The 17,302-nt window shown below is 61.4% G+C and carries 16 protein-coding genes and 1 pseudogene; 7 read left to right on the forward strand and 10 right to left on the reverse strand.

Annotated elements, in window-relative coordinates; translation table 11 throughout:
* The first annotated feature begins 4 nt into the window (after positions 1–4).
* Entirely contained in the window at positions 5–268 is a 264-nt protein-coding gene (locus SynRS9909_RS09925; protein ID WP_007101882.1) for a hypothetical protein, read from the forward strand.
* A 203-nt stretch (positions 269–471) separates the two neighbouring features.
* Positions 472–2,322 (forward strand): alpha-amylase family glycosyl hydrolase, encoded by a 1,851-nt coding sequence (locus SynRS9909_RS09930; protein ID WP_007101880.1) that lies wholly within the window; start codon positions 472–474, stop codon positions 2,320–2,322.
* A gap of 197 nt (positions 2,323–2,519) precedes the next feature.
* Here SynRS9909_RS09930 and SynRS9909_RS09935 read toward each other — a convergent pair whose 3' ends face one another.
* The 3 genes from SynRS9909_RS09935 to SynRS9909_RS14050 are packed head-to-tail and all read right to left on the reverse strand — an operon-like array spanning position 2,520 to position 4,269.
* Entirely contained in the window at positions 2,520–3,641 is a 1,122-nt protein-coding gene (locus tag SynRS9909_RS09935) for an IS3 family transposase (protein WP_007100122.1), read from the reverse strand.
* Positions 3,605–4,111 (reverse strand): transposase, encoded by a 507-nt coding sequence (locus tag SynRS9909_RS14045; RefSeq protein ID WP_071933931.1) that lies wholly within the window; start codon positions 4,109–4,111, stop codon positions 3,605–3,607. Before SynRS9909_RS14045 ends, SynRS9909_RS09935 begins: the two co-directional genes overlap by 37 nt.
* 32 nt (positions 4,112–4,143) lie before the next feature.
* Entirely contained in the window at positions 4,144–4,269 is a 126-nt protein-coding gene (locus tag SynRS9909_RS14050; protein WP_255479138.1) for a hypothetical protein, read from the reverse strand.
* A 127-nt stretch (positions 4,270–4,396) separates the two neighbouring features.
* Here SynRS9909_RS14050 and SynRS9909_RS09940 point away from each other — a divergent pair, with 127 nt between their 5' ends.
* Complete coding sequence (locus tag SynRS9909_RS09940; protein ID WP_038001902.1) at positions 4,397–4,807, forward strand: hypothetical protein; 411 nt, start codon at positions 4,397–4,399, stop codon at positions 4,805–4,807.
* Positions 4,808–5,125: 318 nt separating this feature from the next.
* Here the strand turns inward: SynRS9909_RS09940 and SynRS9909_RS09945 are convergent, their stop codons facing one another.
* Together SynRS9909_RS09945 and SynRS9909_RS09950 are read right to left on the reverse strand one after the other, a co-directional pair.
* On the reverse strand, positions 5,126–6,268 hold the full coding sequence (locus SynRS9909_RS09945; protein ID WP_116431314.1) for an alanine/ornithine racemase family PLP-dependent enzyme: 1,143 nt from the start codon (positions 6,266–6,268) through the stop codon (positions 5,126–5,128).
* Positions 6,265–7,431, reverse strand: coding sequence for a DUF1611 domain-containing protein (locus tag SynRS9909_RS09950; RefSeq protein WP_240307759.1), 1,167 nt, complete (start codon positions 7,429–7,431; stop codon positions 6,265–6,267). Before SynRS9909_RS09950 ends, SynRS9909_RS09945 begins: the two co-directional genes overlap by 4 nt.
* A 517-nt stretch (positions 7,432–7,948) precedes the next feature.
* Here SynRS9909_RS09950 and SynRS9909_RS09955 point away from each other — a divergent pair.
* Together SynRS9909_RS09955 and SynRS9909_RS09960 are read left to right on the forward strand one after the other, a co-directional pair.
* Positions 7,949–8,320, forward strand: a complete 372-nt coding sequence (locus tag SynRS9909_RS09955; protein ID WP_007101874.1) for a YidH family protein — start codon at positions 7,949–7,951, stop codon at positions 8,318–8,320.
* Positions 8,321–8,511: 191 nt separating this feature from the next.
* Positions 8,512–10,100 (forward strand): annotated as a pseudogene (locus SynRS9909_RS09960) (IS3 family transposase).
* A 15-nt stretch (positions 10,101–10,115) separates the two neighbouring features.
* Here SynRS9909_RS09960 and mscL read toward each other — a convergent pair.
* From mscL to SynRS9909_RS09980, 4 genes are all read right to left on the reverse strand, one after another.
* Entirely contained in the window at positions 10,116–10,424 is a 309-nt protein-coding gene (gene mscL / locus SynRS9909_RS09965) for a large conductance mechanosensitive channel protein MscL (RefSeq protein WP_007101873.1), read from the reverse strand.
* A 115-nt stretch (positions 10,425–10,539) separates the two neighbouring features.
* Entirely contained in the window at positions 10,540–11,346 is an 807-nt protein-coding gene (locus SynRS9909_RS09970; protein ID WP_038001898.1) for a prohibitin family protein, read from the reverse strand.
* Between the two features lie 191 nt (positions 11,347–11,537).
* The gene (locus tag SynRS9909_RS09975; protein ID WP_007101871.1) at positions 11,538–12,518 is read right to left on the reverse strand and encodes an SDR family NAD(P)-dependent oxidoreductase; all 981 of its coding nucleotides are present in this window, start codon (positions 12,516–12,518) and stop codon (positions 11,538–11,540) included.
* Positions 12,515–14,140, reverse strand: a complete 1,626-nt coding sequence (locus SynRS9909_RS09980) for an FAD-dependent oxidoreductase (RefSeq protein WP_116431313.1) — start codon at positions 14,138–14,140, stop codon at positions 12,515–12,517. Before SynRS9909_RS09980 ends, SynRS9909_RS09975 begins: the two co-directional genes overlap by 4 nt.
* Before the next feature lie 308 nt (positions 14,141–14,448).
* Between SynRS9909_RS09980 and SynRS9909_RS09990 the strand changes: the two genes are divergently transcribed.
* Positions 14,449–14,652 carry a type II toxin-antitoxin system VapC family toxin gene (locus tag SynRS9909_RS09990; RefSeq protein ID WP_007101868.1) on the forward strand — a complete coding sequence of 68 codons (204 nt, stop codon included), beginning with the start codon at positions 14,449–14,451 and terminating at the stop codon, positions 14,650–14,652.
* A gap of 14 nt (positions 14,653–14,666) precedes the next feature.
* Here the strand turns inward: SynRS9909_RS09990 and SynRS9909_RS09995 are convergent, their stop codons facing one another.
* On the reverse strand, positions 14,667–15,341 hold the full coding sequence (locus SynRS9909_RS09995) for a L,D-transpeptidase (protein WP_007101867.1): 675 nt from the start codon (positions 15,339–15,341) through the stop codon (positions 14,667–14,669).
* A 244-nt stretch (positions 15,342–15,585) separates the two neighbouring features.
* On the opposite strand from SynRS9909_RS09995, the gene SynRS9909_RS10000 reads away from it, so the two are divergent.
* Entirely contained in the window at positions 15,586–17,286 is a 1,701-nt protein-coding gene (locus tag SynRS9909_RS10000) for a YdiU family protein (RefSeq protein ID WP_007101866.1), read from the forward strand.
* The last annotated feature ends 16 nt before the right edge of the window (positions 17,287–17,302 follow it).

A 17,302-nucleotide genomic window follows, 5' to 3' on the forward strand; every position in this document is an offset into this window, starting at 1 on the left:
GTCCATGCAACGCGACATCCCCAATCAGGAGACCACGCAGAAATGGTTCCGCAGCCACCTGCTCAACCGCGAGGTGGAACTGCAGGAGCTCTATGAGCTGCAGCTGTGGGAGCTGGATCTGTTGATGGCCGAAACCGCGGAGATCCGCTCCGATCCGGAAAACCGGGCCCGCAACCATGGCCGCTGGTGCACAGCGGGCTACATGCTCGAGCTGGCGCGGATCATTGATGCAAGGCGCCTCAGCGGGGCACCCACCATCACGGGCTGATGCTCAGCACAGCATGGGCCGAGACGCAAGATCAACGACGGCTCAGCCGGCTCCACACAAACCACACGATCACAGCCAGAAGCACCCAGGGCAGCAGGCCTGGCACAACCCAGACTCCAGCTGCAGCGGCGGTGATCAGGGTCACCAGCGCTGGCACGTGATCTGGCTACGACGAGGGTCCGGCCTGCTTCGCCATGCAACCCATGGAAACCCGCCTTGATCTCGACGCGATCCGCCACTCCAACGCAGGCTTTCTGATCACCCCTGAGATGGAGTTCCGCAAGGAAACCATCTACTTCATCGTCATCGACCGCTTCCACAACAGCTGCGCCGGCAACGACGCGGTGGGACGGCAGGGCCTGTTCGACCCCAGCCACAGCAGTTGGGGTCACTACTGGGGTGGCGATCTGCAAGGGGTGATCGACAAGGCCGATTACCTGCAGGCTCTGGGTGTCACCGCGATCTGGCTCTCGCCGCTGTTTGAGCAGGTGGATGACCTCCAGGCAGACAGTGCCCCCATGCATGGCTACTGGACTCGAGACTTCAAACGCATCAATCCCCACTTCATCGCTTCGAACGATTCAACATCGCTGGATCACTCCCGAACCTTGCGAAAACTGGTGGAGGTTTTTCACGCCAGGGGGATCAAGCTCATCCTCGACATCGTCTGCAACCACAGCTCCCCAGACATCAATGGCAGCAAAGGCGTGGTGTATGACGATGGCGTGCTGATTGCTGACTTCAACAACGACACGAACAACTTCTACTACCACTTCCCAACGATCACCGACTGGAACGACGAATTCCAGCTTCTCCATTACGAGATGCTGGGGCTGGCCACATTCAACGACAAGAATATTGCCTATCGCAATTACATCAAATCAGCGATCACGGCCTGGCTCGATGCAGGATTCGACGCCCTGCGTGTGGACACAGTGAAACACATGCCGATCTGGTTCTGGCAGGAATTTGTCACAGACATCCGGCGCCAACACCCCGAAACGTTCATCTTCGGAGAGTACGGCTTTGGCAGTCCCCATGACAGTCGCACCCTGACTTATGCCAACAGCTCAGGGATGTCAATCCTTGACTTCGGGCTTGCTTACGGGATTCGCGATGCTTTCTCCGGCATGAAGCCAGGAGGGTTCCGGCATGTGCAGTCGGTGCTGGACATGGACCATGTCTATAAACGCTCCACGGAACTAGTGAAGTTTATCGATAATCACGACATGCCGCGATTTCTGTCTGTGACAGATTCCCACGCGAATCTGGAACTGGCCATGATTCTGCTGCTCACCCTACGGGGAATTCCGGCGATTTTCTATGGAACCGAACAATACCTTGTGAACAACACCCATGGAGGGCAGGATCCCTATAACCGCCCGATGATGGAGCAGTGGGATGAAAGCAGCCGACTGTTCCATTGCATTCGTCAGCTGGCCGATCTGCGGCGCACCAATCGCGCCCTGGCCTACGGCTCCCATCAACAGAAGTACCTCAGCGACGCGACCTATGCCTTCACACGCTGCTATCGAAACTCCAGGGTCTTCACCCTGTTGAATCAGGGGGATGCCACCACGATCACGGTGACCAACGTTGATCTTCCCGATGGAGTGCATCGCTGTGTTCTCAGTGGCACCGATGTGAGGGTGGAGAACGGCACGATCCGAAATCTGCAGTTGGCCGCCAAGGACGCGGTCGTGCTGAGCGTGATCGGCCCTCCGGTGGAGGGCACCACGATCGTGAAATTCCAGATCAACAACTTTTTCACACGACCTGGCGAGCGAATCGCCGTGACGGGAGATGTGCCTGAGCTGGGCTGCTGGGATCTACACAAGAGTGCCGCACTGGAATACATCAACGGGGACACCTGGTTCAACGAGATCCCGTTTGATGAGTCGGTGGGTCAACCAATCTGCTTCAAGTTCGTGGTGCTGAAGGAGGGAGCTGAAGACCCCGCCTGGGAGGCCCGTTACGAGAACGTGCTGCACCGCCGCTTCCTCTTGCCGGCCTCCGGGCGGGTGAAACTGGAGTTTGATTGGGAAGCGTTCTGAAAGCGACAAGCTCCCTAACCCACCAGGGCCAGCCAGGCGCCAGCGGCAGCGGCAAGCAAGCCACAGATCAGTGCCTGCAGCACGGTGGCGGTGGGATCAGGCTTCTCCCAGCGATCGATCGTGCGGCAGGCGATCGCGTAACACTCGCCATTGCGATCCGGTGACTTTCAGGAAAGGTGTCACTCCTGGGCTGCCTTTCAGGCCGCCTGCATCAACGGTAGCTGCCCTGGTTCATTGAGTTCATCTGGCGGCTGATTGATCCAGACCACCTCCGGTTGACGCCAACACCTGGTTGATCGTGACCAACGCCTTGGATTGAGCTGTCGGGCTCGCTCGTAGACGACAGCGCGATGGCGGCTGATCTCCACAGCCCGGCCATTGTGACGTTGCTGGGGCGTCACGAATTTGATCCCGCTGTGGCGGTGTTGGTGGTTGTACCAATCGACGAACGCGGCCACCCACTGACAAGCCTGCTCTTTGGAGGCAAATGGCTTGCGGGGGTAATCAGGCCGGTACTTCACTGTCCTGAACAGGGATTCTGAGTACGGGTTGTCGTTGGACACCCGTGGCCGTGAGAACGACCTGAGTACGCCCAGTTCCTCCAACCGGCTTTCCAGCGTGGCTGCACGCATGGCGTTGCCGTTGTCGGCATGGAGAACCAGAGGTTGTTTCCTGCCTTTGCTGATCCGTTCTCTCAGGCAAGCCCTACTCACCAGATCCGCTGCAATCGCTGGATCTTCCCGTTCGGCGACATCCCAGGCCACAACCTTGCGGCTCCAGACGTCGATTACCAGGTAGAGGTAAAGCCAGATCCCGCGCACGGTGGTGGGCAGGTAGGTGATGTCCCAACTCCACACCTGGTTTGCGCCTGAGGCCCTGAGCCGTGGAATGGGGCGCGGTTCCTGTGGTGGCCGTGCACGACCGCGCCTGTGCACCTGTCCGTGGGCGTGGAGCACCCGGTAAAAGCTGCTCTCCGAGCCGATGTACAGCCCCTGATCTGCCAGTGCTGGCACGATCTGACCTGGTGGCAATGCGGCGTACTGGGGCTGGTTGCAGGTGAGCAGGATGCGCTGGCGCTCCTCTTCACTCAGTCTGTGGGAGACCAGGCGTGGGCTGCCTTTACGACGATCGTGACCACCGTCATCACCCGTCAAGGCCTTGCGCCAACGCTTGAGGGTGCGCAGAGAGATCCCGATCTCGCTGCAGGCACGCACCAAACCCGCGCCAGCGGCATGTGCCTCGCTGATCAGCTCGATGGCCTTCTTCCTGTGAGCGGCGCTGGTCAGCCTTCCGCGTCCTCCGAACAGAAGGCTTCCCACTTTTTTCGCAGCACCAGCAGGGCCGCCATCTCCGCCATGGCCTTCTCTTTGCGCTGCAGCTCCTTCTTGAGGGCTTTGATCTCCCGTTGGTCCTGGGCGCGGAGCTTTTCCAGCTCCTTCTGCTCTTTCAAGGTCAGCACTGGCTTTTCATTGGCATCCTGGGCCGCCTGCCGCCAACGCTCCACCTGCTCAGGAAACAGGCCTCGCTCTCGGCAGTAGGCACTGAGTTCGGTGGCGTTCAAGCCAGCCGTCTCCATCACCACCGTGAACTTATCGGCAGCGCTCCAGCCCTCTGGTTCCTTCTCGGATGCCGGCACCACCTCTCCCTGCAACCGCCATGCCTTCCTCCAGTTGTAAAGGGTCACCACGTGAATGCCCAGCTCCTCGGAGATCTGGGCCACGCTTTGCCGCTGCGGTGGGCTCATTCGCCTCCTCACGTCAGCCTTTACAGCCTCGCTGTAACGACGCATTGGTCATGTCCTCAAGCCCCCGGGTGTACTGATCACAGGGGTGACAACTTTCCTGAAACCGGGGGATCGAGTTTGGCGAGGTAACGCTCAATGAAGCGCTCGTCCAGCTCCAGACGGTGAAGCTTGGCACGGATCTGATTGCGCTCAAACTGGGTCATGGGTGCTCTTCTAGCCAACGGCCGCAACGGGTCGTGGGGGACATCCCCGATTCGGGGGATGGGGAAGACCGAGGATGCGGTGGCTTCAACGATGATGCCGGCAGAAACCCACGGCCTCACGCACAACATGATCCGCATTGCACTGGTGATGGGTTCGGCACTCCTCGTCGGCGGCGTCAACGCCATCACGGCGAGCAGTGCCGTGATGGCCATGACCGCCGAGCCCTGGGTGAACTGCCTTTACAACAACAAAAGCATCGCCTGCCGGCGCACCTTTCTCTGCACCAATGCCCCCTGCAACCGTTTCAAGCTGGAGTGGAAAGACGGCATCCACGACACGTACACACGAGTGAGGGACGGTGATGCACGCAATGTGGGCTTCTACAAAGACCAACGGGGAGGGGAATGGATGCTTCGGGGATATGCCGACAGCTTCGGACTTGTCAATCAAGCCAACGGGAACACCATGATCTTCGGCATGACGCTGGCGGAATGCCGCAACAGTTCTGGCCTGAGCGATCTCTGCGGACTGAAATAGAATCAGGCCAGGGACCGAAGCGCGCAGCTCACCAGGGCAGCGGCCCGCGACCTGCCGCAGTGTTGCAACCCACCTCGGAACCGAGCAGTGCCCCGAGAGGAATCGCCCAGGAGCGGCCGTGACGTTAAGCGAATTCCTCGATGCCCACTCGCCTGATCACCACTAGCCAACTGTCGCTGTTTTCGATCAGTCCGGTGATCGGAGCCTGGCGGCAAGAGCTTGATCATGAAGGGCGACTGAAGTCCAGCCCAGCGACTTGCAGAAATCGTGGCGGAAGAATTGTTTGTGGAGGTGCCTTGAAACTGCTCAGTCAAATTTCTATTCCGCCGACGTCGTTGAAACCGGGCACAATGCTGAGGTCTGCGTCGGGGGCGATCGTGAGGGTCCGCTCTCATGGATGAAACGACGACTCACGAATGGTGAGGTCATCGCTCGCAACAAGGTGCTGTAGCTGATCCGGAAGCGTTGCTCGTCGCCCACGGCCAGGTTCTTGGTAGCCCCACTCACCACCAGATGGTCACTGGAGGCCCCCTCGATGATCAGCCCGGGGGCACTGAGACCATCCGGATCGGCATCCTGCTCGCCGAGAGCCAGGATGACACGCTCGCCAAGCGCCTCAGCGGAATCAGTGCTGGCCACTCGCGGAGTGGTGGCAAAACTGGAGTGATGACGCGACCCCCACGGGCGGGTGGGCTTGACCTTTGCCTCGATCACTTCTGCCACCAGTGTGATGGCATCGGTGAAAAGGCCTGGGATGGCCTTTCGGGTCAGAGGCTCTCGACCCAGCAACAGCGCCTCTCCGAGGCGAAGGTGATTGATGCGTCCAAGGCCCACGCCGCCATTCAGCCAGTTCAAATTGGAGGAATTGCCACCGGAACACCACTGCAACCGGATGCAGAAGCGTGCTTCCAGAGCGCTGATCAGACGGGACAGTTCCCCCATATTGGCTGCATCCGGTGCCACGCCGTTCTGACAACCGAGATTGGTGCCGATCCCCACTAAATCAAGGCCCGGCAAGGCCAGTGTGAGCGCCACCATCGCTTCCATGTCCGCCGGAAGAATGCCCTCGCGCAAGTCTCCCAGCTCCACCATCAACAGTACGCCATGGGACATGCCCTGACGCATGGCAGCGCCTGCTAGTGCCTTGATCACAACAGGTTCGCTATTGCAGCTCATCGCGGCATGGGCCACCACACGATCCACCTGGCTCAGCATTGGCGAACGAATCAGCAGTCGTGGCACGCCCAAGTCGCAGCGGCTGAGTGATTCGATCGATTCAATCCTCGATTCACCGATGGAATGCACTCCTGCATCAATCCAGATCCGAACGATTTCCGGCATCCCAAGGGTGGCCTTGCTCACGCCGGTCACCTTGATGCCTTGCAGCGCCAGTCGCTCCACCATCGTGCGGGCGTTGTGACGTAATTGATCGAGCCGAATCTCCAGTCTTGGCGCTGTCAAAGAACCTGGCGCACAGCAGGGCCTAACGCAGGGAATGCCTGCACGACCATGTCCACCAAGGCTTGCGAAGGGCCACTCACTGCATCGGTCACAGGAATGGCTAATTCGCTTTGATGCAGCGCGATTGACGCTCTCAACTCGCGGGCATCCATTCCCTCGTGGTTGATGGTTAAACCGATCACGCGAGTTGGAGAAAACGCTTCGATCAGGCCAATTTCACTGGCAGGGGTAGGCATGGCCATGAAAGGGAAGTCACTCAGATGTCGGCGCGCTGGAGCATGCTGAAGAATCACACCCTGGGGTTGGCTTCCACGCAGAATGAAGCTGGAGGAGAGATAGGCAGGATGGCTCAAGGCACCTTGACCTTCAATCACAATGACCTTAGGCCGTTCGGCTTCGTAGGCCTCCACCACGGCAGCTTCGACTTCGCCAGAACAGAATTGAGATGGAATGGCATCAAGGGGCATGCCATAACGCCCTCCCTGGATCAGACCTGTCTGGCCTGTGCACACCAGTGCAGCGTGGATACCGCTGCTCTTCAGGGCCTGGACAAGCAGGGTGGCTGTGGTGCGTTTGCCGATCGCCCCATCCGTTCCCAGCACGGCAATGCGTAGGCATGGAACGTTGAAGATGTTGCCACTGAATAAACGCAGATCCTTCAATGCGGGCGGACGCCGCACATCGCGGATGTGTACCTGGTGTTGTCTGGCTACTGCAGCGAACTGGTGATCATCACTGAGAAACTCACGCATCCCGCTGACCAGATTCAGGCCCGCTGCCATGGCTGACAGCAGAGCGGCACGATCGTTGCTGGAGAACAGACCATCCGCTGGTGCCATGCCATAGATCATCGTGCTGACACGTGGCCCTGGCAGAGCGAGGGCCTCCTGTAGATCAGCCACGATGGGGATCCCACTGTTGAGTCCATCCAGCAACAATCCGGCGTCTACACCGGATGATTCTCGATCAATAACGGCACGAATCTTAAATGCTTCGCAGAAGCGCACCAGGCCATGAGCTGTTTTACCATCGAGGCCAGCGAAGTGGCCTTCGCAGTAAATGACAGCTCCTGGAAGACAATCCCTTTTCGGAGGAATCGTCAGGACTTCAGGGGCCTTGTCGTGAATGAAATTGATGAAAGGTTTCAAAAAAGCCAGGCCCAACCCAATGCCTCTGACTTCAAGCAAATCAGTCAGACCCAGGACGTTCAGGGCGCAGGAGTGGCCACTGAAGGGAGTGGTGTAACAACCCTAGCCCAGTTTCATGGCATTGGTGGCCAACCTCACCCTCCAAACGACTTTCGGTCATCCCACTTCAGATCATGGATTCCACATCGGTGATTTGGGCCTCCGTTTTGCCCACATCGTGCAGGAGTGAACAGCAGCTTGAGACGCCGTCATGGGCTGATGCCACATCCTGCAAATGCCTTGGGGACCAACCGGCGGAACAAAATGCTGGCAACTCTCACAAGTGGTCAACGTGCAACGGCCAGGCTGATGTCTTGAGGTCTAACTGATTTCCGGCGTTGGGAGGGCCAGCCTCAAGCCTGACCTGGCTTGCTTTGTTGCGAACTGTTGCGACCTGATCGCAGCGCCGTTTTGCTTGAAACACTTTGCTTGTCAGAGACATTGACCAGGTGCGGGCCAGGGACGATCGGTTCCCTCTCGCCATTTCCCCACTGTGAATCTCACCAACGAACTGGCCCGCCAGCGCAACCGCGATGCCGCGGAGCGCACCCTGATGGCCTGGATCCGCACCTGTCTGTCCTTGATCAGCTTTGGATTCGGTCTCGACAAGATCGTGGCTGCCATTGACCGGGCCACGGGTGATCCAGGGCCCAGGCCCGGGGTGATCGCAGTAGCACTCTCCTTTGTGTTCACCGGCATCCTGGCGATGTCCGCCGCCATCGTTCAGCACAACCGCGAGCTCAGGCGCCTCAGCAGGGAGAACTACGCGTATGTGGAAACACCGCGAATCGCTGCGGCCACAGCAACCATGATCACCCTGATCGGTCTGCTGGCCATGGCGATTCTGCTCTCGAACTGGCTGTGACGACGACCCAACTTGATGGGTTGTGGTGCGTCAGAGCTGACGGCGGTCGAGGGCCTCGGCCAGGCGGGTGGCTGCCGAGGCGAGCTGGGCCTGGGGATCGGGAGGGGCGATGGCCTCTTCGCTGCCCCCTCTGCCAGGAAAGTTGACGCCTCTCCATTTCGATCACCAAGGGGGCTTGATGGAGCAGAGCAATGCGTCGCTACAGCGAGGCCGTCAAGGCTGATGTGAGAAGGCGGATGAGTCCGCCGATGCGGCAGAGCGTGGCCCAGATCTCAGCAGAGCTGGGCATTCACGTGGTCACCCTCTACAACTGGAGGAAGGCCTGGCGGTTGCAGGGAGAGGTGGTGCCGGCATCCGAGAAGGATCCTGAGGGCTGGGGCGCCACCGATAAGTTCACGGTGGTGCTCGAGACCGCTGGGCTCAACGCCACCGAGCTCAGTGCCTACTGCCGCGAGCGGGGCTTGTTCCCGGAGCAGGTAGAGCGCTGGCGTCAGGCATCGCAGGATGCCAACGAAAAACCAGTGCTCACCTTGAAAGAGCAGAAGGAGCTTGAACGGCTCCGCGCCCAGGATCAAAAGGAAATCAAGCGGCTCAAGCAGGAGCTGCGCCGCAAGGAGAAAGCCCTGGCGGAGGCGGCTGCACTGCTGATCGCCTCAAAAAAGATTCAGGCCTTCTGGGGAGAGGACGGGGACGATTGACGTCACCCGACGATCGCCGGAAGGCCCTGGATATTCTTGATGAGGGCATGGCCAATGGTGCCCGAGCCCGTGAGCTGGCCTTGCTGCTCGGCGTGGGGCTCACCACGCTGCAGCGCTGGCGCCGTCAGTTTGCTGGTGACGGTGATGGCGTCGACCGGCGCAAGGGGAGCCACCGCCACGTCGCTCACCGCCTCAGTGAGGAGGAACGCCAACGGATCCTGCTCACCTGCAACGAACCTGAATTTGCAGCGCTGCCGCCAGGCCAGATCGTGCCGGTCCTGGCCGATCGCGGGCTTTATATCGGTTCGGAACGCAGCTTTTACCGGGTGCTGCACGCTCACGGTCAGGTTCACCGGCGGGGTCGTGCACGGCCACCACAAGAACCAAGACCCGTGCCACGGCTGAGGGCCGCTGGTCCAAATGAGGTTTGGAGCTGGGACATCACCTACCTGCCCACCACCGTGCGCGGGATCTGGCTGTACCTCTACCTGGTGATTGACGTCTGGAGCCGCAAGGTTGTGGCCTGGGATGTCGCCGAGCGCGAGGATCCAGCCATTGCAGCGGATCTGGTGAGCAGAGCCTGCTTGAGAGAGAAGATCAGCAAGAGGCGCCGCCAACCGCTGATCCTCCACGCTGACAACGGCAATGCCATGCGTGCGTCGACGCTGGAAAGCCGGCTGGAAGAACTGGGTGTGCTCAGGTCGTTCTCACGGCCGCGCGTCAGCAATGACAACCCCTACTCCGAATCGCTGTTCCGCACAGCGAAGTACCGGCCTGATTACCCGAGACGGCCATTTGCCAGCAAGGACGAGGCCTGCCAGTGGGTCGCGTCGTTTGTCGACTGGTACAACCATCGGCACCGCCACAGCGGCATCAAGTTCGTGACGCCCCATCAACGCCATAGCGGTCAGGCCATCGAGATCTGTCGACATCGCGCTGTCGTGTACGAGCAAGCGCGCAAGCGACACCCACGCCGGTGGTCACGATCCACACGCTGCTGGCGTCAACCAGAGGTGGTCTGGATCAATCCACCACCAACAGAACTTGACCCCAGTCCAGCTACGTTGAGGATGGCTGCTTGAACAGCAGCAGGGGCGTCATCTTTGCTGGCAGTCACCGCTGCGGCGCATCGCTTCGATCGCCCGCACGATCAGGAACACCACGAAGGCGATCACCAGGAAGTTGATCAAGGCCACGATCACGCTGCCGGCGGGCCAGGCGGCGATGGAGTCCACATTCGCCGCCTTGAGGACGGGCTCCAGGATGTTGCCCATCACGAGACTCACCACGGCATCCACCACCTTGCCGAAGGCGCCACCGATCACCACCGCCACGGCGAGATCCACCACATTGCCTTTGTTGATGAAGTCCTTGAAATCAGCAAAGAATGTCCGAGTGCGGGCCACAAAAACAGGAGAAAAGAATGGTCACTCAAGAGATTACCTGACTGATATTGCCATCACCAGCGGCTTGCCGACATGGTCGCGGATTCAAAAAAAGCTAAGCCGATGGCGCTGAGACTCAACGCCGCCCATTCACGATCACCGACTGACCACCAGCCGCACCGGAACTGGGCAGCGCAGGCACAACGGAGGTTTGGCCATCCCACTTGTCGAGGAACAGCTTGTAGAGCACCTGATCATCGAGGCTGGAGTTCAGCGTTGCGTAACGCTTGGCCTCCTGCTCCGCAATCTTCACCTCGGTTTGAGCGCGAAGGAGCTGCTGCTCTGCGATCTGCTTCTGCTCAATGGCAGAGCGATACTCCTCGGCGATCTTCAGCCCGGTGAGGTCTAGGCCCTGCACCGTCACATAATCAAACTTGGCCAGCTCCTCTGTCACCTTGCTCTGCACAATCTCAGAGATCGTGTTCCATTCCGTGGCAATGGTGACCAGCTCATACTGGGAAAACACCGACTTCAGCGCTTTCAGCAGAGACGGTTGAATCACCCGTGGATAGATCTGCTGGTTATCGGTGGCGATGGTTTGAAAAATGCGCCCTGCCTCGCCGGGCTTCATCGCATACTTCACCGTGGCCGTGGCCTCAATCACCTGCAGGTCTTTGGTGAGGGTGGAGAACTGCTCAGGTCGCACCTGGGTACGCACATCAAACAGCGAAACCGTCTGCACGAGCGGCGCCTTCAGATTCGGCCCCGGCGTCCTGGGGACGCCGGTCACCTTGCCGAGGGTGGTGACCACGGCCACATTGCCCGCCGGCACGATGAACACAGCCTGAGCGAGCAGGATCAGCAACCCCAACACCACAGCCACGATCAGGCCCAACCCTCCACCGGGTCCGCCGGAATTGATGGAGCGGAGCGGTGTCTGCATCAGGTTTTTGCCGTTAACCAAGGCTAGACAGGGCCGCAGGTTTCAGGGAAGCAGGATCTGGGTGAGCATTCCCTGCAGCACCCGTAGCAGACTCGACCGACCCACTACCGCTGCGGCCTGATGGACAAGCCTCAACAACCCTGGCGACTCTGGGCCTTGGTGATCGGGTTCAACGTGGTGGCGTTTCTCGGCTATGCCTGGGCCCGCTCCCATGGCCTGTGAATCAAAGCTTCGGACAGGCGCCATAACGCAGCCGCCAGCTCATGATCGGCACCTGCCGCACTCGTGGCCGTGGCCTCAAAGCGATGCAGGCCCGGGCGCACCAGTTGGTTGCTCCAGTAGCTGAAGCCAGGGCTCGAAAAGGCCGCATCGGTGACCAGATCAGCCAGCAACCGACCCGCCGTAGGCACCGATTCGGTGAGACGCAGCAGATCCCGTGCCACCAACGCGAACAATGCCATCCCCAGAGGGTTGTTCTGGCGGTTGTGGCGGAAGAAGCCTGCGCTGCTGCGGGGAATCACCAACCCAGGGCTCCAGCTGATCACCGGCATGGAGCCCTCCAGTTGCCGATCGAGCTCGCGCCCCAGCAGCACATTGCAGAGCTTGCTGTCTTTGTAGGCCTTGTCGCCATCGAAGCGGTCACTGCCATCGAGCATCACGAAGCCCGCACCCGCCCGCAGCCCCGCCAGATCCCCCAGGTCAGCCGGTTGGCCCACACGCCCGCCGCCACTGGCGGGGTTGTGCACCTCCGAAGCGGTGATCACGATCCGAGGCTGCGGCCCCGCTTGCAGCAACGGCAGCAACCGGGTGGCGATCAACTGGTGGGCCAGCTGGTTCACAGCGAAGGTGATCTCAATCCCCTGGGGCGTGAACACGGGCGCCGCGGTGCCGGCACGCTGCTGGCCGGCATTCAGCACCAGCCCATCCAGGGGTTGTCCCTGATCCAGCAGTTGTTGACAGGCCCTGTCCACACTGGCCAGATCCGCCAGATCCACGGCGATGCAGGCGAGCTGACTGGGCGCCGCTCCGGCCGCTCGCAGCTGCTGCTCCGTCTGCTCGGCACGCTCGGCCGTGCGACAGAACACCGTGAGCTGATGGCCACTGCGGGCGAGACGCCGAGCCGCTTCCAGGCCGATGCCCGAACTGCCGCCCGTGATCAGAAGTCGTTTCATCGCAACCACGGCCAACGCAGCCCCAGAGCTTCCGCGGGGTTCATCACCAGAGCATTCAAGGCGCGAACGATCAGCACCTGCGGTTCATCAGCGCGGATCGGGATCACCCGGTGCTGATGCGTACCGGCAGAATACCTTCCCTTCACCACCCTGCGCCGGATCAGGGAATTGGCGGCCTCCAGGCCACACGCATAGGCCCGTTCCTGACACAACCCCTTGGCGCCTTGTTCGCGGCTGCCCATCCGCACCCAGTCGCCGGCACACACGATCGATGGCAGCGCCGTTTCCAGGGGCGGCCGCTGGTTGAAACTCCCCGGTGCAAACAGCGACACCGACGCTGGATAGCGCCTCACCTCCGCCTCCAGCACGGTGGCGGTGTGAAAGGCGGGATTGGCCACCGGCAACAGCTCCCGCATCAACAAGGCCACAATCTCCTCATCGCTGAGGATTGCGATCGCTGAGGCGTTATAGAAATCGCTGGCGATCACCGATCCCCTGGGTTGTTCCCCGCCCCACAGAGCGGCTTCGTCCTGCTTCTGCAGCTGATCGAGCATGAAGAAGGTGCCACCGGCCCCCCGCAACGCCTCAAAACGGGAGAAGACATTGGCGGGATCAGCAACGTCCACATAGGCATCGAGCCACAGACGCACCGACACCACATCGATGGCACCGAGACTGCCGGCCTCCACCAGCTCGGGTACGGCAGCAGCACAGGCCGGCGACGCCGCCATCAGCGCTCCCATCCCCTTGGCGCCCACCGCAAGCACCACCGCATCCACCGGTTCAATCAGCCCCTCCTCACCCGTTCCAACGGCCCGGGTTGCCACCGAAGCAACCGCCGAACCGTCGGGCGTGAGGTTCAACCGCGTGGCCAGCGTGCCCCCCAGCACCCGCAGGCCCTCGTGCTCGATGAGCCTTCGGGCCAGGGGTGCGATCAACTGTTCGGCAATGCTCTTGCTCCTGATCCAGCGCACATCGAAGGAATCCTGGTGCGCAAAGGAGTAGTAGTAAAGAAGCTCCATCGTCACCGCCGCCGAGAGCTCTTCGGGCGGCTTGAACAGTCCCACCAGCAGGGTGGGACGCAGGAAGTCGTTGATCATCCGCTCGCTGATTCCGACGCTCCGGAACAACGTCAGCGCATCGAGGTTGTCGTAACGCCGATACACCGCCTCACTGCGGTGTAGATCGAGCATCGCGTAGAGAAGCCCTGTGATGCTCAGCCGATCGGCGATCGGCAGGCGTTTGAAATTAGTGAGCGTTGCTGCCACCTGCCCCAAAGGACTCGGCCACTGGGGCGCATCCCCGAACACCGGCGCCGTGGCCTCCAGGCCATCGGGCGACCAGAAGGCACTGGTGGTGAAGTTCGTGAACACCGGGCCGAGATCGAGCTCAGCGGTAAGGGCATTGATGTTGGGGTAGTCCTTCCAGAAGCCGCGGGTGCCGGCTTCAAACGGCTTGCCGCTGGCGGTGGTGAGGGGCGTGCTGCCGGTGGGATCCGCCAGCCCATCCAGCAGGGTCACACGCACGCCGGCTTCGCCCAGGGCCTTGGCCGCACCCCAGCCAGCCCAGCCTGCTCCGATCACCACCGCGTGGGACGCACTGGATTGTTCTGTCATCGCCATCACTCGAGCGAAAACTCCCTGGGCAGGATCATCGGCGATCACAATCAATCCCTGCCTGCATTGGACTAAGGCGAGGACTAAGGTCAATGATTCATCCACTTCAAGGCCCGTGGACGCCTCGCCAGCTGCTGCCCATGGAACGCCCCGCGTCGTCAACGTGCACCAGGCCAAGACGCACCTGTCGCGCCTGATCGACGACGCCCATGCCGGCGAAACCATCCTGCTCGCCAAGGCTGGCAAACCCTGGGCGCGATTGATGCCCCTGGCACCACCTCCGCCCCAGCGCATTCCTGGCCGCCTGCGCACCCATGGGCCGCTGCGCGATCCCCACCTCCTCCTGGAGCCGATGGCGGCCGATCACCCTGGCCCACGGCCTGCGGGCGGGTGCTTACAGCCATCCGCACCGTGATCCCTTTGACCGCATGCTGGCAGCCCAGGCCGAACTGGAGCGGCTTGTGCTGCTGAGCGCCGACCCCGAACTTACCACGTTCCCTTGTCAGACGCTCTGGTGAGCGGTTGGCACCACTCAGGGCGTGCAGGGGCCATGGTCGGCCGTCACGATGACCTCATCGCCAAGCTTCACGGTCTTGAGCAGGGTCTTGAGGATCGGCTCCTTCACATTCAGGCAGCCACCGGTGACCTTCTCACCGATGCGGGCCTCGTTGTTGCTGCCGTGGATCGCGAAGCTGTACCAGCGGAATTTGCCGTCGTATGTGTTGAATCGGAACGGTTGCTTCACGCTGTCGACCGGCTCCAGGCTGATGTAGCCGATGCCGTATTCCCCCACCTCGCCGTCGCCACTGAAGTCGATCGCATTCATGTTCTTGAACAGGATCGTCTTGAGCTCGGCTTCGCTCTTGCCGGATTGCTTGATCAGTTGCGGAGCCATCACGAACTGGTCCTCACTCAGAATCGCGTTCACCTTGAAGCGCCCCAGCGGTGTGTACCCCTCCTCAAAGCGGCTGCCGGCGCAGGTGACGCCGTAGCGGCCGTAGCCCACCTGAAAACTGGTGGGCTGCTTGCCTCGCACCAACGTGCCTTTGCTCTTGGCCGGATCGTTCAGATCAATCGCAATCCGGATCGGACCGTCCAGCGATTCAGTGCGGCCCGAGCCAGCGCCTGGCTTTGCACCATCCCGCCCGCCGCAGCCCCCCAACAGCAGAGCGAGACCAAACAGCGCAAAAGGAACACGGCGGCCCATCCCGAAGCAACAACCTGAGTGGACCCATGCTGGCCATGGCTCAGCGGGACCACCCCCTGTGGCAGCTGCTGTTCTGGACCAAAAAAAGAGGCCCCTTGCGGCAGCCTCTCGGAGGGTGTGAGGAGAAAAGCCCTGTGAGGAGCTTTCCTATCCACAGTCATAGATCCCCACGGCGCCTCTGGGGAAGCCCACAGGGCTGACTCAGCGCTCGCTCCATAGCATCGACCAAGACAGGAGCCGGGCCATGCCAACGCCAGACGAGAGCAGCGCCGCGGTGATCAGCGACTTCAGCCAATTCGCCGAGCGGGTGGATTACTCGCTGCTGGAGGCCCTGCGCCACGATCCCGAGGCCACCAACGACGGCAACGATCACCGGCCTCGCCAGGTGCGTTCAGGCCATTACGTGCCGGTCACGCCCACCCCCCTGCCTGAGCCCGAGTATGTGGCCCACAGCCCAACGCTCTTCGCGGAGCTGGGGCTCAGCGACGCCCTGGCCCACGACGCTCGTTTCCGCCGACTGTTTTCCGGGGATGCCTCAGTGGCCACAGGACCGATGCGTCCCTGGGGTTGGGCGACGGGCTATGCCCTCTCGATCTACGGCACCGAATACATCCAGCAGTGTCCTTTCGGCACCGGCAACGGCTACGGCGATGGCAGGGCCCTGTCGATCGTGGAGGGCGTCTACGCAGGCCGGCGCTGGGAGATGCAGCTCAAGGGTGGCGGCCCCACCCCCTATTGCCGCGGTGCCGATGGCCGTGCGGTGCTGCGCTCCAGTGTGCGTGAGTTCCTGGCCCAGGAGTTCATGCACGCCCTCGGTGTGCCCAGCTCCCGCTCGCTCACTCTCTACATGTCGCGCGCCGAAACCGTGCGCCGGCCCTGGTACAGCCCCCAGTCACGCTCCTTCGAGCCGGATGTGATGGTCGACAACCCCGCAGCGATCAGCACCCGGGTGGCACCGTCCTTCCTGCGCGTGGGGCAGCTCGAGCTGTTCGCTCGCCGCGCCCGCAGCCAGGCCCACCCCGAGGCCATGGCCGAGCTGCAATTGATTGTGGACCACCTGATCGAGCGCAACTACCGGCCTGAGATCGATCCAGCGCTGCCGTTCTCTGAGCAGCTCCTGGAGCTGGCCCGCCTCTTCCGCGCAAGGCTGACGCGCTTGGTCGCCGACTGGATGCGCGTCGGCTACTGCCAGGGGAACTTCAACAGCGACAACTGCGCCGCCGGGGGCTACACCCTCGACTACGGCCCCTTCGGCTTCTGCGAACTGTTCGATCCGCGCTTCCAACCCTGGACCGGAGGGGGTGAGCACTTCTCCTTCTTCAACCAGCCTGCGGCGGCGGAAGTGAATTACGGGATGTTCTGGCGATCGCTGCGGCCGCTGCTCGAAGGCAATCGTGAAGCCCTGGCCCAACTGGATGCGATCCACGAAGGCTTCGCTGCCGTGATGCGGCAGGAACTCGAGGCGATGTGGGCCCGCAAGCTCGGTCTCAAGGCCTACGACGAAGAGCTGGTGACCAAGCTGCTGCAGCTGCTGATGGCCTCCAGAGCTGACTACAGCCGCAGCTTCCGATTGCTGTCTGCCATCCCGGAGCAGGCCTCCGATCTGCACCCCGGCTTCTATGGGCCGAGCTCCAGCACACTCGATCAGCAGTGGGAGAGCTGGCTGCAGCAATGGCGCGCGCAACTCGCGGCCAACGGCACCCTGGAGGAGACGTCGGCCGCGATGCGTCGCGTCAACCCCGCCATCACCTGGCGCGAGTGGCTGATCGCCCCCGCCTACCAGCACGCGGAACAGGGAGACCACAGCCTGATCCAGGAGCTGCAGGAGGTGTTCAGCGCCCCCTACGCCGATCTTTCCGAAGACCGTGCTGCCCGTTACGACCGCCTCAGGCCCCGCGACTTGTTCAATACCGGCGGCCTGTCCCACTACAGCTGCTCCTCTTGAGCCCGTTGCCGGTCAA

It is taken from the genome of Synechococcus sp. RS9909 (assembly GCF_014279595.1).
GTDB lineage: Bacteria > Cyanobacteriota > Cyanobacteriia > PCC-6307 > Cyanobiaceae > Synechococcus_C.

Excerpts from the sequence above, each read along its gene's own strand:
- SynRS9909_RS14045 (WP_071933931.1), bottom strand. The coding sequence starts at position 4,111 with ATGCGTCGTTACAGCGAGGCTGTAAAGGCTGACGTGAGGAGGCGAATG.
- SynRS9909_RS14050 (WP_255479138.1), bottom strand. The coding sequence starts at position 4,269 with ATGACCCAGTTTGAGCGCAATCAGATCCGTGCCAAGCTTCACCGTCTG.
- SynRS9909_RS09980 (WP_116431313.1), bottom strand. The coding sequence starts at position 14,140 with ATGGCGATGACAGAACAATCCAGTGCGTCCCACGCGGTGGTGATCGGA.
- SynRS9909_RS09940 (WP_038001902.1), top strand. The coding sequence starts at position 4,397 with ATGATCCGCATTGCACTGGTGATGGGTTCGGCACTCCTCGTCGGCGGC.
- SynRS9909_RS10000 (WP_007101866.1), top strand. The coding sequence starts at position 15,586 with ATGCCAACGCCAGACGAGAGCAGCGCCGCGGTGATCAGCGACTTCAGC.
- SynRS9909_RS09995 (WP_007101867.1), bottom strand. The coding sequence starts at position 15,341 with ATGGGCCGCCGTGTTCCTTTTGCGCTGTTTGGTCTCGCTCTGCTGTTG.
- SynRS9909_RS09975 (WP_007101871.1), bottom strand. The coding sequence starts at position 12,518 with ATGAAACGACTTCTGATCACGGGCGGCAGTTCGGGCATCGGCCTGGAA.
- SynRS9909_RS09930 (WP_007101880.1), top strand. The coding sequence starts at position 472 with ATGGAAACCCGCCTTGATCTCGACGCGATCCGCCACTCCAACGCAGGC.
- SynRS9909_RS09990 (WP_007101868.1), top strand. The coding sequence starts at position 14,449 with ATGGGCCGCTGCGCGATCCCCACCTCCTCCTGGAGCCGATGGCGGCCG.
- SynRS9909_RS09970 (WP_038001898.1), bottom strand. The coding sequence starts at position 11,346 with ATGCAGACACCGCTCCGCTCCATCAATTCCGGCGGACCCGGTGGAGGG.
- SynRS9909_RS09925 (WP_007101882.1), top strand. The coding sequence starts at position 5 with ATGCAACGCGACATCCCCAATCAGGAGACCACGCAGAAATGGTTCCGC.